Below are 19,039 nucleotides of genomic sequence, written 5' to 3'. Positions count from 1 at the left end.
AGGATGAAAGTGACTGACGAGGGAAATATGGCAGCAGAGCCTGAAGCCGAGATAGCGCCAGAGATTGTGGCTCAAGTTCAGGGGTTGGAACGCGAAATTCAGCGCGCGGTCATTGGGCAGAGGGTGGTGATCCGTGAAGTAGTCATCGGTCTGTTGGCGGCTGGTCATGTGCTAGTGGAAGGTGTGCCTGGGTTAGGTAAGACTTTGCTGGTACGCGCTTTGGCGGCAGCCGTTGGTGGGCGTTTCAGTCGGGTGCAGTTCACCCCGGATTTGATGCCCAGTGACATCAGTGGACATGTGATGTTTGATATGAAAAGGGATGCCTTTCGTGTGCGTAAGGGGCCCGTTTTCTGTAACTTTCTGTTGGCAGATGAGATTAATCGGGCCCCGGCCAAAACCCAATCGGCCTTGCTGGAGGTGATGCAAGAACAGCAGGTAACCATTGAGGGTACCTCCTATGCGTTAGAACGTCCGTTTTTAGTGTTGGCTACCCAAAATCCTATCGAACAGGAAGGCACGTATCCCCTGCCTCAGGCACAGCTTGATCGTTTTCTATTGAAGGTGTTTATTGACTATCCCACGCAGGATGATGAGCAGGCGCTGGTACAGCATGTCACACAGGGGGCAGTGGGCGATCTGCTGGATATATCAGCAGTTAATCAACTGCTTGAGCCGCAACAGATTGTGCAATTACAACAGTATGCGGCCAATCTTAGGGTAGATGATCAGATTATTGCTTACGCTGTGCGGATTGTGCGGACAGCCCGCGATTGGAGTGGTGTGGAAGTGGGGCCTGGCCCTCGTGGCAGCATTGCTTTGCTGCGTGCTGCCAGAGCCAATGCCTTGCTGTCAGGCAATCATTTCGTGACTCCCGATGATGTAAAGGCGGTGGCACCGGCTGTTCTGAGGCATCGGATGAAGCTCACTACCGATCTGGAAATAGAGGGTTATCGGGCTGATGATGTGTTGGCGGATATCCTGGTTAATGTAGAAGCTCCGCGAATATGACCCCAGCCAAGTCACTGCTTGGTGTTGCTGTTGTAATGAGTCTGTTGGCATTGGTCGCGGCGTTTTTCCCGCAATTGGCAACGACCTGGTTGATTTTGGTCTTTGTTTCATTGGGTGTTGTGCTGCTTGATGCACTGCTAGTCTGGAAGCCACCGGCTGTATCAGTGACGCGTGTTGTGCGTCATAGTATTCCTGTCGATGTATGGTCGAAGCTGGTATTGACGTTGGCCAATGCGGGCAGCTCACCACTCAAGCTGCGAATTCATGACCACTACCCCTCCTGGTTTGAGGCTGAGTCCATGCCATACTCATTGGTTCTACCTGTGGCGCGTACTGCGCAGGTCCAGTATCGAGTTAAACCATCCAGACGGGGTGATGCAGAGTTCAGCTGTGTGGATCTTGTGGTGCTTTCACCGCTGGGGTTTTGGAACAGGACATACGAGTATCCACTGTTTGACCGGGTTAAGGTCTTCCCCAATTTTCAGGCCATTGGCCGCTATGCCTTGTTGGCCACAGACCATCGCTTGAGTCAGATGGGTGTAAGAAGACGCCAGCGTCGGGGTGAAGGTAATGATTTTCATCAGCTGCGTGAATACCGGTCGGGTGATGCACTGCGCCAGATTGATTGGAAGGCGACTTCCCGCTATCGAAAACTGATCTCGAAGGAGTATCAGGATGAACGGGATCAGCAAGTACTCTTCTTGTTGGATTGTGGTCGGCGTATGCGTCATGCGGAAGCGGGCCGGGTCCATCTGGACCAGGCCCTGAATGCCATGCTGTTATTGGCTCATGTTGCCTCACAACAGGGAGATGCTGTGGGTATGCTGGCATTTGGTGGTCCGCATCGCTGGTTGCCACCACATAAGGGTAGCGGGGTAGTGAAAGAGCTTCTATCCCGGGTCTATGATCTGACTGCTTCACAGGAGGCTGCCGATTTTCTAGTGGCGGCAAAACAGATCCTTTCACTGCAACAGCGCCGCGCATTGATCGTGATTCTGACCAATACCCGGGATGAGGACCATGGAGATCTTATATCGGCCGTTCAACTGTTAAAAAGAAGGCATCTGGTGGTTGTGGCTAATCTACGTGAGTCTTTTCTGAATGAAACGCTTCAGCGACCCGTGTCACAGCTTGATGGGGCGCTGCAATTTCATGCCGTAAATGAGTATCTGGAGAGTCGTCGCAAGAGCCTTGATCGCCTAAAATATCAGGGTGCAATAACGCTTGATCTTGAGGCGCCCCAATTGCCTGTGGCCTTGGTCAATGGTTATTTGATGATCAAATCCTCAGGGGCGCTATAACAAATAATGTACCTTTAGCTACAGTTTCAGATTCACCTGACGCTAATAGGCTTATATCCGGGAATCAGATAAATTCGCTAAGGAAGGTGACATTAGGGGGTGCCGATGGCTCTTTTTGGTAATGGTGAGCAGAAAAAAAGGTTGGCTGAGCTGGAACAGGAAAATAATCGCCTGATCGAGGAGATTTCTCAGCTTAAAGGTCAGGTTTCAGCGCAGCAGGTGGAATTGGAGAGTTTACGTGGATCTGCTAATGCTGAAACGCAACTCGATAGCTTGATGCGTTATGAAAATGAAAATTTAAAATCAGGATTGCTTGATATACAGGGCAATCTGGCGGAATCCGTCAATGCAGCTAAACACTCATTGAGCGGTTTTGGTGAATTGAATAGTGAATTCTCCACTCTTTCCAGTAGCATTCAGGGAATCATGGGCGATTTGGATGCGCTTTCTGAGGTATCAGGACGATCCGGTGAGTCGGTAGAGGGTATGTCTTCCCGTGCTGGGGAGATCAGTTCCATTCTGGCGCTGATCAAGGGTATTGCAGAGCAGACCAATCTGCTGGCGCTGAACGCGGCAATTGAGGCAGCTCGTGCTGGAGAGCAGGGTAGAGGGTTCGCGGTTGTGGCGGATGAGGTGCGAGGGCTTGCGGATAAAACCCAGTCAGCGATTACTGAGATTAATGATGTTATTCAGGCGATGCAAGATAATGTTAAGTCGGTTGCAACAGCCTCGACCCAGGTTATTGAGAAGGTTGGTAGAGTCTCTTCGGCGGTTTCAGGGTTCCAGGCAAACCTGACCGAGATGGGAGCGGGTGTGAAGTCCTATTTTGTTGATGTGAACGTGATGACCGACAGTGTCTTCATGAGTCTGGCGAAACTGGATCATGTCCTTTGGAAGGTTAATACCTATCTCTCAGTGAATATGAATGAACCGGCGTTTGATTTTGTGGACCACCACAACTGCCGACTGGGTAAGTGGTACTACGAAGGTGATGGTAAGAACTATTTCTCCCACTCCACTCATTACCACGGTATAGAGCATCCACACTCTGCAGTGCATCAGGGGACCAAAGGGGTATTTGAGCTGTTAGGTGCAGGTCCACGTAACTATACGGCCTTGTTACAGGCCTTCCATGTCATGGAAGAGAGTAGCCAAAAAGTGTTCTTATTATTGGATAAGGTAGAGGATGATGCCAGACGAACAGGCTAATTAAGAATATGCCGACAAGTTGGACATTAAAAGCCCGGTTGATTTGACCGGGCTTTTTACGTTTCAACATGAGTTTAATTGGCAGATCAGTAGATGGGTAGCGGTGGTTCTTCTAGCGCCCGAAGTTGCTGTTCCAGCTGTAACAGATGCTCTTGCCAATATTGATGGGTGTGAAACCAAGGGAAGGCATGCGGGAATGCGGGGTCAGACCAGCGCCTTGCCAGCCAGGCGGCGTAGTGAATCATGCGCAGTGTACGTAGGGGTTCTATCAGGGCTATCTCACGGCTATCCAGCTCTCTGAAGGTCTCATAGCCCTCCCGAATGTAACTCAGTTGCAGTGCCATCTCCTGGCGATCTCCGGAAAGTAGCATCCATAAATCCTGTATGGCCGGACCCATTTGGCAATCATCCATATCGACAAAGTGAGGTCCACGGTCTGTCCAGAGTATATTGCCAGGGTGACAATCGCCATGAAGGCGGATTTTTTTGCATTGATTGGTGGAATTAAATATTTCCTCAATGAGCTGCTGCAGTGCTTCCGTAATCCTGCGATAGCTTGACTCGAGTTCTAATGGGATAAACTGCCCCTCCAGAAGGTACTCTGCTGAGAGACGACCCATCCTGTTAGGGTCGATATCTGGACGGTGCTGGAAGGGTTCGACCGATCCCAATTGATGGATGCGGGCAATGAATCGACCGATCCACTCCAGGTTGTCAGGGTTATCCAGCTCAGGCCAGCGTCCACCGCGACGGGGGAACAAGGCAAAACGGTAGCCCTGGTATTCGTGCAGGGTATGCCCATTAGTATCGACCAGTGGGGCTATGACCGGTATCTCATCTCTCTCCAGTGCCAGACTGAACTGGTGCTCCTCAAGGATCGAATCGTTGCTCCAACGATTAGGTCTATAAAACTTTGCCACCAACGGTGGCGTTTCATCCATGCTGATCTGGTAGACCCGGTTTTCGTAGCTGTTCAGTGCAAGCATGCCACCGCTCGGCCTGTAGTCAACGGATTCGATAGCTTGGAGAATGGTTTCGGGTGTTAGGCTGGCGTAGGGGGCGGTTTGCTCAGACATCAAATCCGGCCTGACGAAGTGCCTTTTGCAATTGTCGGGGTTCAAATCCCTGGAGCGGTTGATCACCGATCAGGATCAGCGGTACGCCACGTCCCCCTGCACGCATAAAATCCAGTTGAGCGCGGCGGTTGCGTTCTACGTCCTGCTCTGAAAAGGGGATGTGATGTTCCTGTAAAAAGGCCTTGGCGCGACGGCAATGGCTGCAGTTGCGAGTGCTGTAAAGAGTGATCCGGGCCTGTCTCTTTTTCATGTTGGTCACTCTACCTCTCTACACTGGTCTTGTGTGGCACACAGGCCTCGGGTGATGAGGCCTGTGCTAACGCAGTGTTTAGCGTCCCGTCAGGATGCTTTCCGCCTCATGATATTTTTCAGAGGTACGGCTGATTACTTCCTCTGGAAGGGTTGGACCAGGGGGTGTTTTATCCCAATCCAGGGTTTCCAGATAATCACGAACGAACTGCTTGTCAAAGCTTGGTGGGCTGATGCCTGGCTGGTATTGATCTGCAGGCCAGAATCGTGATGAATCAGGTGTCAGCACTTCATCGATTAGGTAGAGCTGGCCATTGCTGTCCAGCCCAAACTCGAATTTGGTGTCAGCGATGATGATCCCTTTCTGTAGCGCATAGTCTGCACACTCGGTATAGATTCGAAGGCTGACGTCACGCACTTGCTCCGCAAGCTCTTGCCCGACCAGATCTATCATCTGCTGGAAGCTGATATTTTCATCATGGTCACCTACTTCCGCTTTGGAGGAGGGCGTGAATATCGCTTCAGGCAGTTTGTCGGCCTGGCGTAATCCCTCGGGCAGTTTAATGCCGCAAACTTCACCGCTCTTCTGGTAATCCTTCCAGCCGGATCCAATCAGGTAACCGCGGACGATCGCTTCTACAGGTAGTGGTTTAAGTTTACGCACCACAATGGCCCGATCTCCTAGCATTGCCCGCTGTTCTGGGTCAGGCACGACTTGTTCGAGCGGTAGGTCGGACAGGTGGTTTGGTAGGATATGGTGAGTGCGGCCGAACCAGAAATTGGCCACTCGGGTCAACACCTCGCCTTTACCCGGAATCGGTTGGGGCAGCACCACATCAAAGGCCGAGAGTCGGTCGCTGGCAACGATCAGCATATGATCGTCGTCAATGTCGAAGATATCGCGCACCTTTCCGCGATTCAACAGCTTAAGGTGGGGCAGTTTTGTTTCAAACAGTGCGTCAGCTTGGCTCATAATTGTGAAACTTAGTGACTGAAAAAACGAATTATACCCTGTTATTTCGCTTCTTATAATCCATTAATACATTTTGATTTCAAAAAAACAGTCGGTTATGGGAAACTCCAGGACCGAGTTGTGGGTTTGAGATATCTTTAGTTATGCCGTTGTTATTAAATGAATTTATGTCTGCTTTTAATGGGAGTTTTACCGCAGCCCTGCGTTGGCATCAATTGGATGCGCTCTGGGCTGTGCTTCGCGACCAGGCGGATGATGATTGGTATATTTATGCAGTGGGTGAGGCGCCTCCTGAATCGCCCTCATCGATGTCTGAACTGCATCGTTTTATCGATGAGATGGATAGTTTTCTCCGGCGGGAACATGATGAAGCCTACTGCGGGATTGTTTATGCGGATAATCTGCTGCAGCCCGGGTTTATAAAGATTTACGATCCCCATAATCTGGGTGTCTCTTGCGGATATAGCCTAAACCCGCCTTTACCGGGCTGGATACTCAGTAAATTGGCCCCCTGCGACCTCCCGTCTACCCGGGTTTTACCGAATAATCGGCGCCGCTGGTGGCGCAAACTGTTTGAATGAGCTTTTTCGGGGATTTGCTGGTAGACTATTACCTACTAAATAACTCGGAAATAGAAGTGACGGGAGGTTGTTTCATGAATGCTGTATCCATGAATCAAACATTACACAAGACTCAACAAACCATGGAGATCCTGCGTGGATGGCGCTTAGGTGTTGAGCAGGTTTGCTTTGTGCTCGGTCTGCCAGAGACGCGTTTGCGCAAACTTAATCGATTGGGACAGGACCAGATGCTTCCAGATGATCCTGATATCCAGCGTCGTGCCTCTTATGTGAGGCGCATTGCTGAGGCCTTACACACCAGCTACCCGACCAATCCTACCATGGGTGCGCGCTGGCTCAGGCAGAAGCACCGTCGTTTAGGTCAGGAGCCGCTAAGGCTTATTCTGGAGAAAGGCGAGGATGGCCTGGAGCAGGTGCTGGCGGAACTTGATTGTACTTTCTGTTGGGAATTGAACAGCCCTAAACTGAATTGATATCAATTATTTCCATCGAGTAATTGTTGCAACCCGGCCTGCCAGTCATCGACAAACTGATCAATTGATTCAATGAACGCCGGTTCGTGATCAGTGCGATTTATCGTGCAGTGGATGGTGATCAAGGCTTGCTCTGTGGTGATGCTCCATGCCAGTGCATTGGGGCAGCCGGGAAGAGAGAAGCGGACGCCATGCCGAATGGGCTCACGGTTCACTTTGAAACTGCCCCAAAGGCAATAGATCTGTCCACTCTCGCCATGATACTCCAGCAGGCTATCGATGGAGGCGCAAAGGTCTGGTAGTCGTTCCAGCGTCAGCAGTTCCTGTAGATCGACGGGATTGATGTTGCTCTCAAATTGCCTGAAAAACTCCACTTTCACTTACCGCTTTTTTCCTGGCGTTTAAGCCACACCTCAACTCCCTGGGCGCATAACGCGATATCCATGCCCAGGACTTCGTCAATCTCCTGCTCAGGCAGGGTTGATCCGTGAGCACGCAGTCGTTGAAGATAGTACTGGCTCATGGCTTCCTTGATCTGTTGTTCGCGCTGTTCACCGTGCGCGTTCTTGGCGATGGCCACATAGGCATCGATCTCTTCGTGCAGTGATTGTGCGCGTAGAGCTGGCTGATCCACTCGGCAGAAGTGGGTCAGGAAGAGCTGTTTAGGATTCAAGTCAGTGAGCCTATCAAGGGTCTGGTGCCATGCCTCTGGATCGAAATCGATCGGCGTGGAGGGCAGGAACATGAACGGACCCTGCTCTGTATCCAATTCACGATAGGATATGCCGAACGTATCGCCGGTAAACAGGCCGCGACTCTGCTCGTCCCAGATGCATAGGTGGTGTTTGGCGTGTCCGAGTGTGTGCAGACACTGCAGTCTTCGTCCAGAAAGAAAGAGTTCGAATCCGTCCTCAGCCTCGATTGTGCGCGACTCAGGAACTGGAATGATTGAACCATAGCGTTGCTTAAAGACCTCTTCGCCATAGACGGCAATGGTGCCAGCTATGATTTTTTCAGGATGAATCATGTGTTGCGCCCCAGCAGGGTGTATGACCATCTCTGCATTAGGCAGTGTCGCCATCAGTTGACCAGTCCCGCCGGCATGATCGAGATGTACGTGAGTCGGAATGATATATTTGACCTGTTCAGGTTGAAGCCCCTGTAATGCCAGCAGCTCCAGGACAGCCGGTACAACGTGTGAGGTGCCTGTGTCGATCAATGCCGCTTCATTCCCCTCTTTTATCAGGTAGCAACCGTCCAGTTTGGGTCGATAATAGAAGGTGTCGATGCAGAAGATACCCTGCCCGAGATCTTGGTATGAGAGTTTCACAGTCGTGCTCGCTTTTATGCCCTAATCAGGCGGGGGACTTTGCCACGGATGACAAAATCGGGCAAGGTTGGGTTATCCGTGCAATTATTAGGTTTATAGTGCGGTGATTGATTTGTTAAGGAGATCTTTGATGAGTTCGCATAGTTACAAGAAGATTGAATTGGTGGGTTCATCCACTGAAAGTTCAGATAAGGCCGTGGAGAACGCGCTAGCGCATGCCTCTAAAAGTATCAGGAATATGGATTGGTTTGAGGTGGTGGAGACGCGTGGTCATATTGCCGATGGCAAGGTGGCTCACTGGCAGGTGGTGATCAAGGTGGGATTTAGACTGGAAGATTAGCTCATTTTTCTGCCAGCGCATGAACCACGCTATGCGCTGGCGGGTCATATCGAAATATTCAGGAGCAGAGTAGCATCTCGAGCAGGGCCTTTTGTGAGTGCATCCGATTTTCAGCCTCGTCCCATACCACGCTGTCAGCACGATCAATAACAGAGGCCGTTACTTCCTCGCCACGATGTGCGGGGAGGCAGTGCATGAATAAGGCGTCCGCATGGGCCTCAGCCATCACTTGGTCATTGACCTGATAATCGGCAAAGGTGACTGCTCTCTGCTTCTGCTCCTCTTCCTGGCCCATGCTGGCCCAGACGTCGGTTACCACAAGATCGGACCCACTGGCGGCTTCAACCGGTTTATGAATGATCTGGCAGCGATCACCGGCTGCTTGCAATATATCGGGGTCAGGTTCGTGTCCAACAGGGCAGGCAATATTGAGTTTGAAGTCAAACTGTCGTGCGGCATTGATGTAGGAGTGGCACATATTATTGCCATCGCCTACCCAGGTGACGGTTTTTCCAGCGATATCACCGCGGTGCTCGAAATAGGTCTGCATATCCGCCAGGAGCTGACAGGGGTGCAGCAAATCGGTCAATGCATTGATTACGGGTACTCGGGAATGGGCTGCAAATAGCTGAACTTTCGCATGTTCAAAGGTGCGGATCATTACACAATCGACCATGCGCGAAATGACTCTGGCGCTGTCCTCAATCGGCTCACCACGGCCTAGCTGGGTATCACGGGAAGAGAGAAACAGTGCATGCCCGCCAAGCTGTGTAATGCCAGCCTCAAATGAGATGCGCGTGCGGGTGGAGGATTTCTCAAAGATCATCCCCAGGGTCTGATTTTTCAGTGGCTCATAGATCTCGCCTGAACGCAGAATCTGCTTTAGTTCGGTCGCACGCTTTATCAGAGTGCGCAGCTCGTCGGATGAGAAATCCAATAGCGAGAGAAAGTGTCTGACGGGCTTACTTGCAGTCGTTGTCATAATCTTTACCTTGCGTGGCTAGAGACTCTAGTCGCTGTCTTCACTCAGAAATGCTTTGATCAGTTCTGAAAGTGTGGCCACCAACTGGTCCGCCTGCTCATTTTTCATCACCAGTGGAGGGAGTAGCCTGATCACGTTGTCGGCTGTGACATTGATTAACAGTCCCTTTTCCAGTGCCAGGGTAACCAGTTCACCGCAGGGGCGGTTCAGCTCTATGCCGATCAACAGGCCTTGGCCTCGAATCTCCTCCACACCAATGACATCGGCCAGTGCGTCAGCAAAATCGGCCAATAGCTTGGCGCCCAGCATCTCTGCCCGGGCGCAAAGATCAAGTTTTTCTACGGTATCTAGTACGGTTAGTCCAACCCGGCAAGCTAATGGATTGCCGCCAAAGGTAGTGCCATGATTCCCAGGGCCAAACACATCGGCTGCTTTACCGTTGGTAAGGCAGGCACCGATCGGCATGCCATTGCCTAATGCTTTGGCAAGGGTCATGACATCAGGAACGATCTCTTGGTGCTGGTGTGAGAAGAATTTACCGCTACGTCCGATGCCTGTCTGAATTTCATCCAGCATCATCAACCACTTTCGTTCATCACAAATCTTGCGTATCTGTTTCAGATAGTCATTTGCAGGGATATTGATTCCCCCTTCGCCTTGGATTGGCTCGACTAGCACGGCAACCACATTGGGGCTGTTCTCGGCCACATTTTTCAGACTGTCGATATCACCAAACGGGATGCGCACAAAACCTTGAACCAGCGGTTCAAAGCCGGCCTGAACCTTGCGATTGCCAGTAGCCGAGAGCGTGGCGAGGGTGCGACCGTGAAAGCTTTTCTCCATTACCACAATGGCAGGATTAGTAATGCCTTTTTGGTGGCCGTGCATCCGGGCGATTTTTATCGCGGCCTCATTGGCCTCAGCGCCCGAATTTGAAAAGAAGATCTTCTGCATGCCGGCCAGGGCTACCAGCTTTTCGCCTAATTTTTCCTGCAGCGGGATTTCGTACAGGTTGGATGTGTGCAGTAACTTTCCTGCCTGATCACAAATCGCTTTTTGGATAGCCGGGTGGGCATGGCCCAGACCGCAAACGGCGATGCCGGATAGGGCATCCAGATAGCGCTTGCCTTCTGTGTCCCAAAGCCAGACACCCTCGCCCCGTTCGAAACTCACAGGCAGTCTTTTGTATGTGGCCATTAATGCACTCGACATGGTTGTTATCCTTAAGTCTCCAAACCAGGCAACTGGATATCCGGCAAATCGGCGCAAATATCCAAGAAAACCGTCAATACTATGGAGATTGGTGCTTGATGGCAAGTCCCCCTTCGGCGGTTTTACACTTGCCAATAGTGCTGTATGAGACTACCCTCCACGCCGGGAGTCGGCCGGATGGTCGCTGCTTTGCAAAAAGTGGAGGAAAGTCCGGGCTCCGATGGACAGGGTGCCAGGTAACGCCTGGGAGGTGTGAGCCTACGGAAAGTGCCACAGAAAATATACCGCCCCCGATCTTCGGATTGGGTGGTAAGGGTGAAATGGTGCGGTAAGAGCGCACCGCGCTGCTGGCAACAGCAGTGGCAGGGTAAACCCCACCCGGAGCAAGACCAAATAGGGGGGCAGGCGATTCGATCGCCACGTGTGGTCCGCACGGTCCCCGGGTAGGTCGCTTGAGGTGTACGGTGACGTGCATCCCAGATGAATGGCCATTCAAGACAGAACCCGGCTTATAGGCCGACTCCCAACTTCTTTCATCGTGTCTCGGGTAAGGATACCCCCTCCAGGTTCAGTGCTGCGTTATGTGTGTTTGAAGCATCAATTATTCCCGTTTATTCAGAAAACCTTGAAATGACAGCGATATAGTAATTAAATTCTAATTATCTTGATAAGTTACATTAACTCCACAATTTATCACGCTGTTTTTTCTTGTCTTGTCCTCTATTTTTCGCTTTGTGATGTGTATCTAACTCCCTGTCTTTAAAGGAACTTTCGCCTGTTTTGGTGGGTTGATTTCCTTGACATCCCCTTACTTCAGTACCTATTATGGTGATAAGTGGGTAAAAGTGGATTTTATTGGAAAGCTGGAATTCCAAAAGGGGGATAGGTTCTTTGTTTCGGGGTGTTAACAGACTCAATCTGGATGCCAAGGGTCGTTTGGCAGTGCCGACGCGTTATCGCGAGCGGCTGCAGGAGTGTTGTGCCTCGGAATTGGTGGTGACGATCGATCGTGATCACTGTCTATTGATCTATCCACTGCCAGAGTGGCAGGAGATTGAGCGCAAGCTGATGAAGCTACCCTCCTTTAATAAGGCAGCGCGTAATCTGCAGCGACTTCTGGTAGGGCATGCTACAGAAGTAGAAATGGATGCACAGGGGCGTGTCTTGTTGCCCCCCGCCTTACGTGATTTCGCAAAACTGGAAAAGCATACCGTACTCATCGGCCAGGGTAATAAGTTCGAACTCTGGGATGAAGAGCGCTGGAACAGTCAGCGTGATGGTTGGTTGGATGAGGTGAATCTGGATGACCTTGATCTGCCTGCTGATCTAGAAACGCTCTCAATATAGTTATGGGTAACAAGGACCAACATCTGCCAGTGCTCTTTCGAGAAGCGCTGGAGGCCCTGAATATGATTCCTGGTGGATGCTATATCGATGGCACATTCGGAAGAGGCGGCCACAGTGCGGCGATGTTAAAAGCGCTGGATAAGACAGGACGTTTGTTGGCAATAGATAAAGATCCAGATGCGATTGAGTTCGCCAGCCAGATGTTCTTGGATGATGAGCGTTTCCAGATAAAGCAGGGCTCTTTCGCATCACTTGAACAATTTGCAGAAGAGGCGGGGATTACAGGTCAAGTGAATGGTGTGTTGCTTGATTTGGGTGTCTCATCTCCGCAGCTTGATAGAGCGGAACGGGGTTTCAGTTTTCTCAATGATGGGCCCTTGGATATGCGCATGGACAACTCATCAGGTGTAAGTGCGGCTGATTGGCTGAAGATTGCTGAGGTCGATGAGATGGTTCAGGTATTTAAAACCTATGGTGAAGAGCGCTTTGCTAAGCGCATTGCCCGGGCAATCGCTGAAGCCAGGGATGAGCGCCCAATCGAAACCACCCGTCGTCTGGCAGAGATTGTCTCTGCGGCTAATCCGTCATGGGAGAAGGGTAAGCATCCAGCGACGCGCTGCTTTCAGGCAATCCGTATTCATATCAATAAAGAGCTTGAAGATCTTAAGGCGTGTCTCGATCAATCATTACGGGTGCTCGTCCCTGGTGGGCGACTGGTCGTGATCAGTTTCCACTCGTTGGAAGATCGTATTGTTAAGCGCTTCATGCGTGATGCAGCGCGGGGTGAGCAATTTCCTGTGGGTATTCCTGTGACCGAGCAGCAGCGAAATGCCACGCTTAATTTGATTGGGAAAGCGATCAAGCCGTCGCGACAAGAAGTGGATAAAAACCCTAGGGCGCGTAGTGCTGTGCTGCGTGTGGCGGAGCGGAAATTGTGACCCGGGGTCAGTTGATCGTGTTGCTGTTTTTGACCTTTGGGTTATTGGTAACGGCAACCAGTGTTGTTTATTCAAAATATGCATCAAGAAAAAATTTCGTTGCTTTGCAGTTGTTGCGTGCAGAGCGTGACGCGATGGAAGTGGATTGGGGGCGCTTGCAGCTGGAGCAGAGTACCTGGGCTACCCATGCACGCGTGGAGAAGATGGCACGTAAAAAGTTAAACATGCACATACCAACAGCAGAAGAGGTCGTGGTAGTCAAACCATAACTATGAATGGCAAGACCCGAAATAAGCGTCTGAAACAGGCTCGCAGGCTCGAGCAGGCACTGCCAAGCTATCAAGCTCGGCGGTGGACCATGCTGGGTTTGCTAATGGGTGCTGCTTCCCTGCTTATTTGGCGTGCGGTTGATCAACAGATATTTGAAACAGATTTTCTGCAGAATGAAGGGCAGCGACGTCATCTGCGTGTTGTAGAGATGTCTGCCCATCGCGGCATGATTAAAGATAGGCTGGGTGAGCCGGTTGCCATCAGTACCCCGGTTGATTCCGTCTGGGCTAATCCACGGACACTCTCGCCAGATAGCAGAATCTTAGTGCCTATCGCCAAAATTTTGCAGATGGACCTGGATAGTTTGCGTCAACTCCTGGCGCGGAGAAGCGATCGCTCTTTTGTCTATTTGAAACGTCGGATTAATCCAGATAGGGCCGCTAAGTTGACGGCGTACGTTTCAGATAACGAGATTGCCGGGGTTGGATTGCAGCGTGAATATCGTCGCTATTATCCCGATGGAGAAGTGTTTGCCCATGTAGTTGGTTTCACCAATGTGGATGATGAAGGTCAGGAAGGTTTGGAGCTGGCCTATGATGAATGGCTGCAGGGAACATCTGGGAAAAAACGGGTCATACAGGATGGTCGTGCTCGAGCGGTTAAGGATGTAGAAAATATTCTTGAGCCTGAGGCAGGGAAAGATCTGATTACGTCGATTGACCGTCGCCTGCAGTTTCTGGCCTATCGGGAGTTAAAGGGTGCGGTGCAGCGCAATAAGGCCAAGGCGGGCTCTGCGGTGATTTTGGATGCGCGTAACGGTGAGATTCTGGCGATGGTAAATCAGCCGGCATACAACCCGAATGGCAGCAAGCAAGGAAAGGTGGGGCGTTTTCGTAATCGTGCTGTAACCGATGTATTCGAGCCGGGCTCAACAGTGAAGCCCTTTACAATAGCGGCAGCATTGGAATCTGGGCGCTATACACCGGGGACGGTCATTGATACGGCGCCTGGCACGATGAAAGTAGGGCGGCATCAGGTAAAGGATCATCGGAACTACGGGGCAATTGATCTCAGTCGAGTCATTCTGAAGTCCAGTAATGTGGGTGTAAGTAAGATTGCGCTCGATCTCCCTAAAGAGAAATTTTGGGGTTTCTTTTCCAAGATGGGTTTTGGTGAGGCGACCAGTACGGGATTTCCTGGTGAGGTAACCGGGCAGTTGGCGCCTTACAGGCGTTGGGCGGAAATCGATCAGGCAACCTTGGCATTTGGGTATGGTCTGTCAGTAACGCCCCTGCAGTTAGCGCGTGCCTATGTTGTGCTGGCGAGTGATGGTATGCGTTATCCCACATCGCTGATACGCCAGGATGAGCCGGTGAAAGGTGAGCGGGTCATGAAGGCGAAAACGGCCAAGCTGGTTCGCAAGATGATGGAGGCGGTTGTCACTGAAGAGGGTACGGCCCCTGCAGCTGCAGTGCCGGGTTATCGCGTAGCGGGTAAAACAGGTACGGCTAAAAAAAGTATCTCCGGTGGTTATGCTGACGATCAGTACATCTCTGTTTTTGCCGGAATTGCGCCAGCCAGTGACCCGCGCCTCGTTATGGTTGTGATGATTGATGAGCCGAGTGCCGGCGAGTATTACGGTGGATCTGTAGCTGCCCCGGTTTTTTCATCGGTGATGGCCGGCGCACTTCGTATGCTAAATGTTGCTCCAGATGCGCTGGATGATTCAATGGTCAAGTTGGCGGGCAGTGGAGGAGTCAAGTGATGACGACTCCCGCGAAGCATGCGGACATCAAACTGCGCGAATTGTTGGCGGGTTGGATTAATGCTGAAGAAGCTGATCAAACGATCAAACACCTGACCATGGACAGTCGACAGGTGGAGGCCGATACGCTTTTTATTGCCTGCTCTGGTGTTACCCATCACGGACTTGAGTTTTTACAGCAAGCGATTGATCGCGGAGCGGTTGCCGTTGTATGTGAGCCTGATGAAAATTGGTCGGTGGCAGATATCACAACGTTGGCCGAGAGCGTTTCCATTCCGCTCTATCCACTCGCTGATCTATCCACGCATGTCAGTGCTATCGCTGGACGTTTCTATGGTGACCCGAGTCAGACAGTGTCAGTGGTCGGTATTACTGGCACCAATGGTAAAACCAGCTGTAGTCACTATCTGGCGCAAGTGTTCAGTCCTGAGCATGTATGCGGTGTGATTGGTACCGTAGGGAATGGGTTGTTGGGTTCCCTGGAAGACGCAAGTCACACCACCCCCGATGCAGTGAAACTGCAGGCCCAGTTAAAAGATCTTAAAAGTCGTGGCGCCGATATGGTGGCCATGGAAGTTTCATCTCATGCCCTGGATCAGGGGCGAGCGGCTGCTGTTAGTTTTGATGTTGCCGTGCTGACCAACTTGACACAAGACCACCTTGATTACCATCAAACTATGCAGTCTTACGCAGATGCCAAGAAGCGTTTGTTTTTTACGCCAGGATTAAACTGTGCCGTGCTTAATCTGGACGATCAGTTTAGTGCTCGCATTCTTGAGAGTTTGCCACAGAGTGTACGAAAAATTGGCTATACCGCAACCGCTGCGAACAATGATCAGTTGGATGGATGGATCAATGCGGCCGCAATCATTCCAGATTGTAAGGGCATGTCGCTGAGTATTGAAAGTAGTTGGGGTGCAGGCCATATCACGAGTCGTCTGTTAGGTCGCTTTAATGTGAGCAATATGCTGGCTGTACTCGCTGTCATGTTATATCGAGGAATTGTCTTTGAGGTAGCACTGGAAAAACTGTCTCGGCTTAAAACAGTAGCGGGAAGGATGGAGTGTTTTGGCGGTGGTAATCAGCCCCTTGTGGTGGTTGATTATGCTCATACACCCGACGCGTTGGAACAGGCATTGATTGCACTGCGCGAGCATGTAGGTGGGCGTTTGGTCTGTGTATTTGGTTGTGGTGGTGACCGGGATAGGGCTAAGCGTCCAATCATGGGTGCCATCGCGGAGCGTCTCGCTGATCAAGTGATTGTTACGGACGACAATCCGCGCAGTGAGTCAGGTGAAATGATTATCGAAGATATTCTGTCCGGCATGCAGCATTCCGGAGAGGCCTTAGTGATGAGAAATCGTGCCGATGCCATTGCTAAAAGTATTACGAAAGCGATGTCAGGTGACCTGATTCTGGTTGCAGGTAAAGGGCACGAAGCCTATCAGTTGGTAGGTGATCAGGTCCTTCACTTTAGTGATCGGGAACAGGTGCAGAAGACGCTTGCCGGGGTGAAGGCATGATCGAGCTGAAACTCTCAGAACTGGCAACGCATCTTGATGCACAGGTCGTGGGTGAAGATATTCATTTCTCATCAGTCAGCACAGATTCACGTTCATTGTCCAGCGGGGCTCTGTTTGTTGCCCTGAAAGGCCCGCGCTTTGATGGGCATGATTATCTTGGGAGTGCCGTTGAATCAGGAGCAGTGGCCGTTGTTGTCGATCATAAAACGACGCTTAATTGTCCACAGTTGATCGTTGCAGATACACGAATAGCGTTAGGGCAAATGGCTGCACTTTGGCGACAGAAGAGTGCTGCGGCTGTTGTGGCGGTAACGGGTAGTAATGGCAAGACCACAGTTAAAGAGATGATTGCAGCGATTCTCGGGAATAGGGGATCAGTATTGGCAACCCAGGGTAATCTCAATAACGATATTGGCATGCCTCTTACCTTGTTGCGGTTACAGGAGCATCAGTATGCGGTCATTGAGATGGGTGCCAATCATCCGGGTGAAATTGATTATCTGAGTAAAATTGCTAAACCGGATGTGGCGTTGCTAAATAATGCCTGCCGATCACATCTCGAAGGCTTTGGCTCTCTCGAAGGCGTCGCCAAGGCGAAGAGTGAAATTGTATCGGGTCTCGCAGAAACCGGCTGCTTTGTATTCAATGCTGACGATAATTTTGCACCGTACTGGTTAGGCGTTGCCGGAGGAAGGAGGGTGTGTACCTTTGGTATCAACCAGCCTGCGGATATCACGAGTCCAGGCACGGCGACGCTGCAGTGGGATGCATCAGGTTTTAGTTCACACTTTTCTGTGGTTACTCCATTGGGTGCTTTGACGGTTTCACTTGCATTGGCCGGTGAACATAATCGTCTAAATGCATTGGCCGCCATTGCAGCCGCCTTGCAATTGGGCGCAACCAGTGAAGATGTCGTAACAGGGCTCGCCTCAATAAAACCTGTTAAGGGAAGATTGCAGCCACGGATAGGGCGTGATGGTGTGCTGCTCATCGATGATAGCTACAACGCCAATCCTGATTCGGTTATGGCGGCTATCGATGTTCTCGCAACAGCACCGGGCCGTCGATACGTTCTGCTCGGTGAGCTTGGTGAATTAGGCGAGGGTACCACTGTTTTTTACCAGGAGCTTGGTGCTTATGCGAAAACATCTGGAATTGATCGCCTCTGTACTGTAGGTGCTGCGGGAGAAGCTGTGCGCATTTTTGGGCAGGGTGGAGTGGCCTTCGATACACGTGAACAATTGATAGAGACACTGCAACAGGAGTTGCAGTCGGGTGATCGGGTTCTTGTAAAGGGGTCGCGTCGCGCAGGCATGGAATTGATTGTTAATGCACTTGTCGATCCGGAGACAGTCTGAGATGCTCGTTTATCTTGCCGAATACCTAACCCAATTCAGCAGTGGATTTAGCGTATTCCAGTATCTCACATTACGGGCCATCCTTGGGATCCTCACGGCGTTGATGATCTCTTTCATTGTCGGGCCTGTGATGATTCGTCGCCTGACACATCACCAGATTGGCCAGACAGTACGTAATGATGGTCCGCAGAGTCATCTTTCCAAGGCAGGTACCCCGACTATGGGAGGTACACTGTTACTCGTGGCAGTAGCGGTCAGTACCTTGTTGTGGGCTAACTTGAGTAATCGATATGTCTGGATTGTTGTGCTGGTTACACTGCTGTTCGGTGTAATTGGTTTTTATGACGATTACAAAAAACTCGTACTAAATGATTCACGTGGCCTGTCGGCGCGTTTCAAATATCTCTGGCAGTCCATAGTAGGTGCTGGGGCTGCCTATGTGTTGTTCACTACCGCTTCATTGCCGGCAGAGACTCAGCTGATCATTCCATTTTTTAAACAGATTGTGATTGATATGGGACCCTGGTTTGTGGTGCTGGGTTATTTCGTTATCGTCGGTACCAGTAATGCGGTGAATCTTACCGATGGATTAGATGGCCTTGCCATTATGCCTACCGTTCTCGTGGCGGGTGCATTGGGAATATTTGCTTATGCTTCAGGGCATGCACAAATTGCCAACTATTTGTTGATCCCTCATCTGCCGGGTGTCGGTGAAATGGTGATCTTTTGCGGGGCACTCGTTGGGGCAGGGTTAGGTTTTCTTTGGTTTAACGCTTATCCGGCGCAAGTCTTTATGGGGGATGTGGGTGCCTTGGCGCTTGGCGCCGCGCTCGGTGTGGTTGCCGTAATAGTCCGTCAGGAACTGGTCTTGTTGATTATGGGTGGCGTGTTTGTCATGGAGACGGTTTCGGTCATGTTGCAGGTGGCCTCTTTTAAACTGACCGGCCGGCGTATCTTCCGCATGGCCCCGCTGCACCACCATTTTGAATTGAAGGGGTGGCCCGAGCCTCGAGTGATTGTGCGGTTTTGGATTATCACCGTAATTCTCGTATTGGTGGGATTGGCTAGTCTGAAAATTCGTTAAGCAGAGGCATAGAGAGATTC

20 protein-coding genes and 1 other RNA gene are annotated in these 19,039 nt (G+C 51.0%); 14 read left to right on the top strand and 7 right to left on the bottom strand.

The window, feature by feature from the left end:
- Positions 1-9 precede the first annotated feature (9 nt).
- The 3 genes from FHP88_RS15265 (at position 10) to FHP88_RS15255 (ending at position 3,518) form a co-directional block, all read left to right on the top strand.
- Entirely contained in the window at positions 10-1,008 is a 999-nt protein-coding gene (locus tag FHP88_RS15265) for a MoxR family ATPase (protein WP_335341538.1), read from the top strand.
- The gene (locus FHP88_RS15260; RefSeq protein WP_144359952.1) at positions 1,005-2,309 is read left to right on the top strand and encodes a DUF58 domain-containing protein; all 1,305 of its coding nucleotides are present in this window, start codon (positions 1,005-1,007) and stop codon (positions 2,307-2,309) included. The genes FHP88_RS15265 and FHP88_RS15260 overlap by 4 nt, the downstream gene beginning before the upstream one ends.
- A 105-nt stretch (positions 2,310-2,414) precedes the next feature.
- Entirely contained in the window at positions 2,415-3,518 is a 1,104-nt protein-coding gene (locus FHP88_RS15255; protein ID WP_144359951.1) for a methyl-accepting chemotaxis protein, read from the top strand.
- An 86-nt stretch (positions 3,519-3,604) separates the two neighbouring features.
- On the opposite strand, the gene FHP88_RS15250 is transcribed toward FHP88_RS15255, so the two are convergent.
- The 3 genes from FHP88_RS15250 to FHP88_RS15240 form a co-directional block, all read right to left on the bottom strand.
- Positions 3,605-4,594, bottom strand: a complete 990-nt coding sequence (locus FHP88_RS15250; RefSeq protein WP_144359950.1) for a serine/threonine protein kinase — start codon at positions 4,592-4,594, stop codon at positions 3,605-3,607.
- Positions 4,587-4,844: a glutaredoxin family protein gene (locus FHP88_RS15245; RefSeq protein WP_144359949.1), complete on the bottom strand. Its 258-nt coding sequence runs from the start codon at positions 4,842-4,844 to the stop codon at positions 4,587-4,589. The genes FHP88_RS15250 and FHP88_RS15245 overlap by 8 nt, the downstream gene beginning before the upstream one ends.
- A 78-nt stretch (positions 4,845-4,922) precedes the next feature.
- A complete protein-coding gene (locus FHP88_RS15240) occupies positions 4,923-5,816 on the bottom strand; it encodes a phosphoribosylaminoimidazolesuccinocarboxamide synthase (RefSeq protein ID WP_144359948.1) in 894 nt (297 codons plus the stop codon).
- A 167-nt stretch (positions 5,817-5,983) separates the two neighbouring features.
- Between FHP88_RS15240 and FHP88_RS15235 the strand changes: the two genes are divergently transcribed.
- Positions 5,984-6,397 (top strand): hypothetical protein, encoded by a 414-nt coding sequence (locus tag FHP88_RS15235; protein WP_260843332.1) that lies wholly within the window; start codon positions 5,984-5,986, stop codon positions 6,395-6,397.
- A gap of 74 nt (positions 6,398-6,471) precedes the next feature.
- Entirely contained in the window at positions 6,472-6,870 is a 399-nt protein-coding gene (locus FHP88_RS15230; protein ID WP_186297748.1) for an antitoxin Xre/MbcA/ParS toxin-binding domain-containing protein, read from the top strand.
- Positions 6,871-6,872: 2 nt separating this feature from the next.
- On the opposite strand, the gene FHP88_RS15225 is transcribed toward FHP88_RS15230, so the two are convergent.
- Together FHP88_RS15225 and FHP88_RS15220 are read right to left on the bottom strand one after the other, a co-directional pair.
- The gene (locus FHP88_RS15225; RefSeq protein ID WP_144360131.1) at positions 6,873-7,244 is read right to left on the bottom strand and encodes a hypothetical protein; all 372 of its coding nucleotides are present in this window, start codon (positions 7,242-7,244) and stop codon (positions 6,873-6,875) included.
- A 2-nt stretch (positions 7,245-7,246) separates the two neighbouring features.
- Positions 7,247-8,200: an MBL fold metallo-hydrolase gene (locus FHP88_RS15220; protein WP_260843331.1), complete on the bottom strand. Its 954-nt coding sequence runs from the start codon at positions 8,198-8,200 to the stop codon at positions 7,247-7,249.
- 130 nt (positions 8,201-8,330) lie between these two features.
- On the opposite strand from FHP88_RS15220, the gene FHP88_RS15215 reads away from it, so the two are divergent.
- Positions 8,331-8,540: a dodecin gene (locus FHP88_RS15215; RefSeq protein ID WP_144359944.1), complete on the top strand. Its 210-nt coding sequence runs from the start codon at positions 8,331-8,333 to the stop codon at positions 8,538-8,540.
- A gap of 58 nt (positions 8,541-8,598) precedes the next feature.
- On the opposite strand, the gene argF is transcribed toward FHP88_RS15215, so the two are convergent.
- Positions 8,599-9,522, bottom strand: a complete 924-nt coding sequence (gene argF, locus FHP88_RS15210) for an ornithine carbamoyltransferase (RefSeq protein WP_144359943.1) — start codon at positions 9,520-9,522, stop codon at positions 8,599-8,601.
- Between the two features lie 27 nt (positions 9,523-9,549).
- On the bottom strand, positions 9,550-10,734 hold the full coding sequence (locus FHP88_RS15205; protein WP_144359942.1) for an aspartate aminotransferase family protein: 1,185 nt from the start codon (positions 10,732-10,734) through the stop codon (positions 9,550-9,552).
- Between the two features lie 165 nt (positions 10,735-10,899).
- Here FHP88_RS15205 and rnpB point away from each other — a divergent pair.
- The 8 genes from rnpB (at position 10,900) to mraY (ending at position 19,019) form a co-directional block, all read left to right on the top strand.
- An RNA gene (gene rnpB, locus FHP88_RS15200) (RNase P RNA component class A) lies at positions 10,900-11,262 on the top strand.
- A gap of 363 nt (positions 11,263-11,625) precedes the next feature.
- The gene (gene mraZ / locus FHP88_RS15195) at positions 11,626-12,081 is read left to right on the top strand and encodes a division/cell wall cluster transcriptional repressor MraZ (RefSeq protein ID WP_144359941.1); all 456 of its coding nucleotides are present in this window, start codon (positions 11,626-11,628) and stop codon (positions 12,079-12,081) included.
- Positions 12,082-12,083: 2 nt separating this feature from the next.
- A complete protein-coding gene (gene rsmH, locus FHP88_RS15190) occupies positions 12,084-13,019 on the top strand; it encodes a 16S rRNA (cytosine(1402)-N(4))-methyltransferase RsmH (RefSeq protein ID WP_144359940.1) in 936 nt (311 codons plus the stop codon).
- The gene (ftsL, locus tag FHP88_RS15185; protein WP_260843330.1) at positions 13,016-13,288 is read left to right on the top strand and encodes a cell division protein FtsL; all 273 of its coding nucleotides are present in this window, start codon (positions 13,016-13,018) and stop codon (positions 13,286-13,288) included. Before rsmH ends, ftsL begins: the two co-directional genes overlap by 4 nt.
- A gap of 2 nt (positions 13,289-13,290) precedes the next feature.
- Positions 13,291-15,054, top strand: a complete 1,764-nt coding sequence (locus FHP88_RS15180; protein ID WP_144359938.1) for a peptidoglycan D,D-transpeptidase FtsI family protein — start codon at positions 13,291-13,293, stop codon at positions 15,052-15,054.
- The gene (locus FHP88_RS15175) at positions 15,054-16,577 is read left to right on the top strand and encodes a UDP-N-acetylmuramoyl-L-alanyl-D-glutamate--2,6-diaminopimelate ligase (protein WP_144359937.1); all 1,524 of its coding nucleotides are present in this window, start codon (positions 15,054-15,056) and stop codon (positions 16,575-16,577) included. The genes FHP88_RS15180 and FHP88_RS15175 overlap by 1 nt, the downstream gene beginning before the upstream one ends.
- On the top strand, positions 16,574-17,935 hold the full coding sequence (locus FHP88_RS15170) for a UDP-N-acetylmuramoyl-tripeptide--D-alanyl-D-alanine ligase (protein WP_144359936.1): 1,362 nt from the start codon (positions 16,574-16,576) through the stop codon (positions 17,933-17,935). The genes FHP88_RS15175 and FHP88_RS15170 overlap by 4 nt, the downstream gene beginning before the upstream one ends.
- A gap of 1 nt (position 17,936) precedes the next feature.
- Positions 17,937-19,019, top strand: a complete 1,083-nt coding sequence (mraY, locus tag FHP88_RS15165; RefSeq protein ID WP_144359935.1) for a phospho-N-acetylmuramoyl-pentapeptide-transferase — start codon at positions 17,937-17,939, stop codon at positions 19,017-19,019.
- Positions 19,020-19,039: the final 20 nt, after the last annotated feature.

Source organism: Sedimenticola selenatireducens (assembly GCF_007625115.1).
Taxonomy (GTDB): domain Bacteria; phylum Pseudomonadota; class Gammaproteobacteria; order Chromatiales; family Chromatiaceae; genus Sedimenticola; species Sedimenticola selenatireducens_A.
The sequence above is the reverse complement of the archived record's forward strand: the minus strand, read 5'-3'. Positions and strand labels throughout refer to the sequence as shown.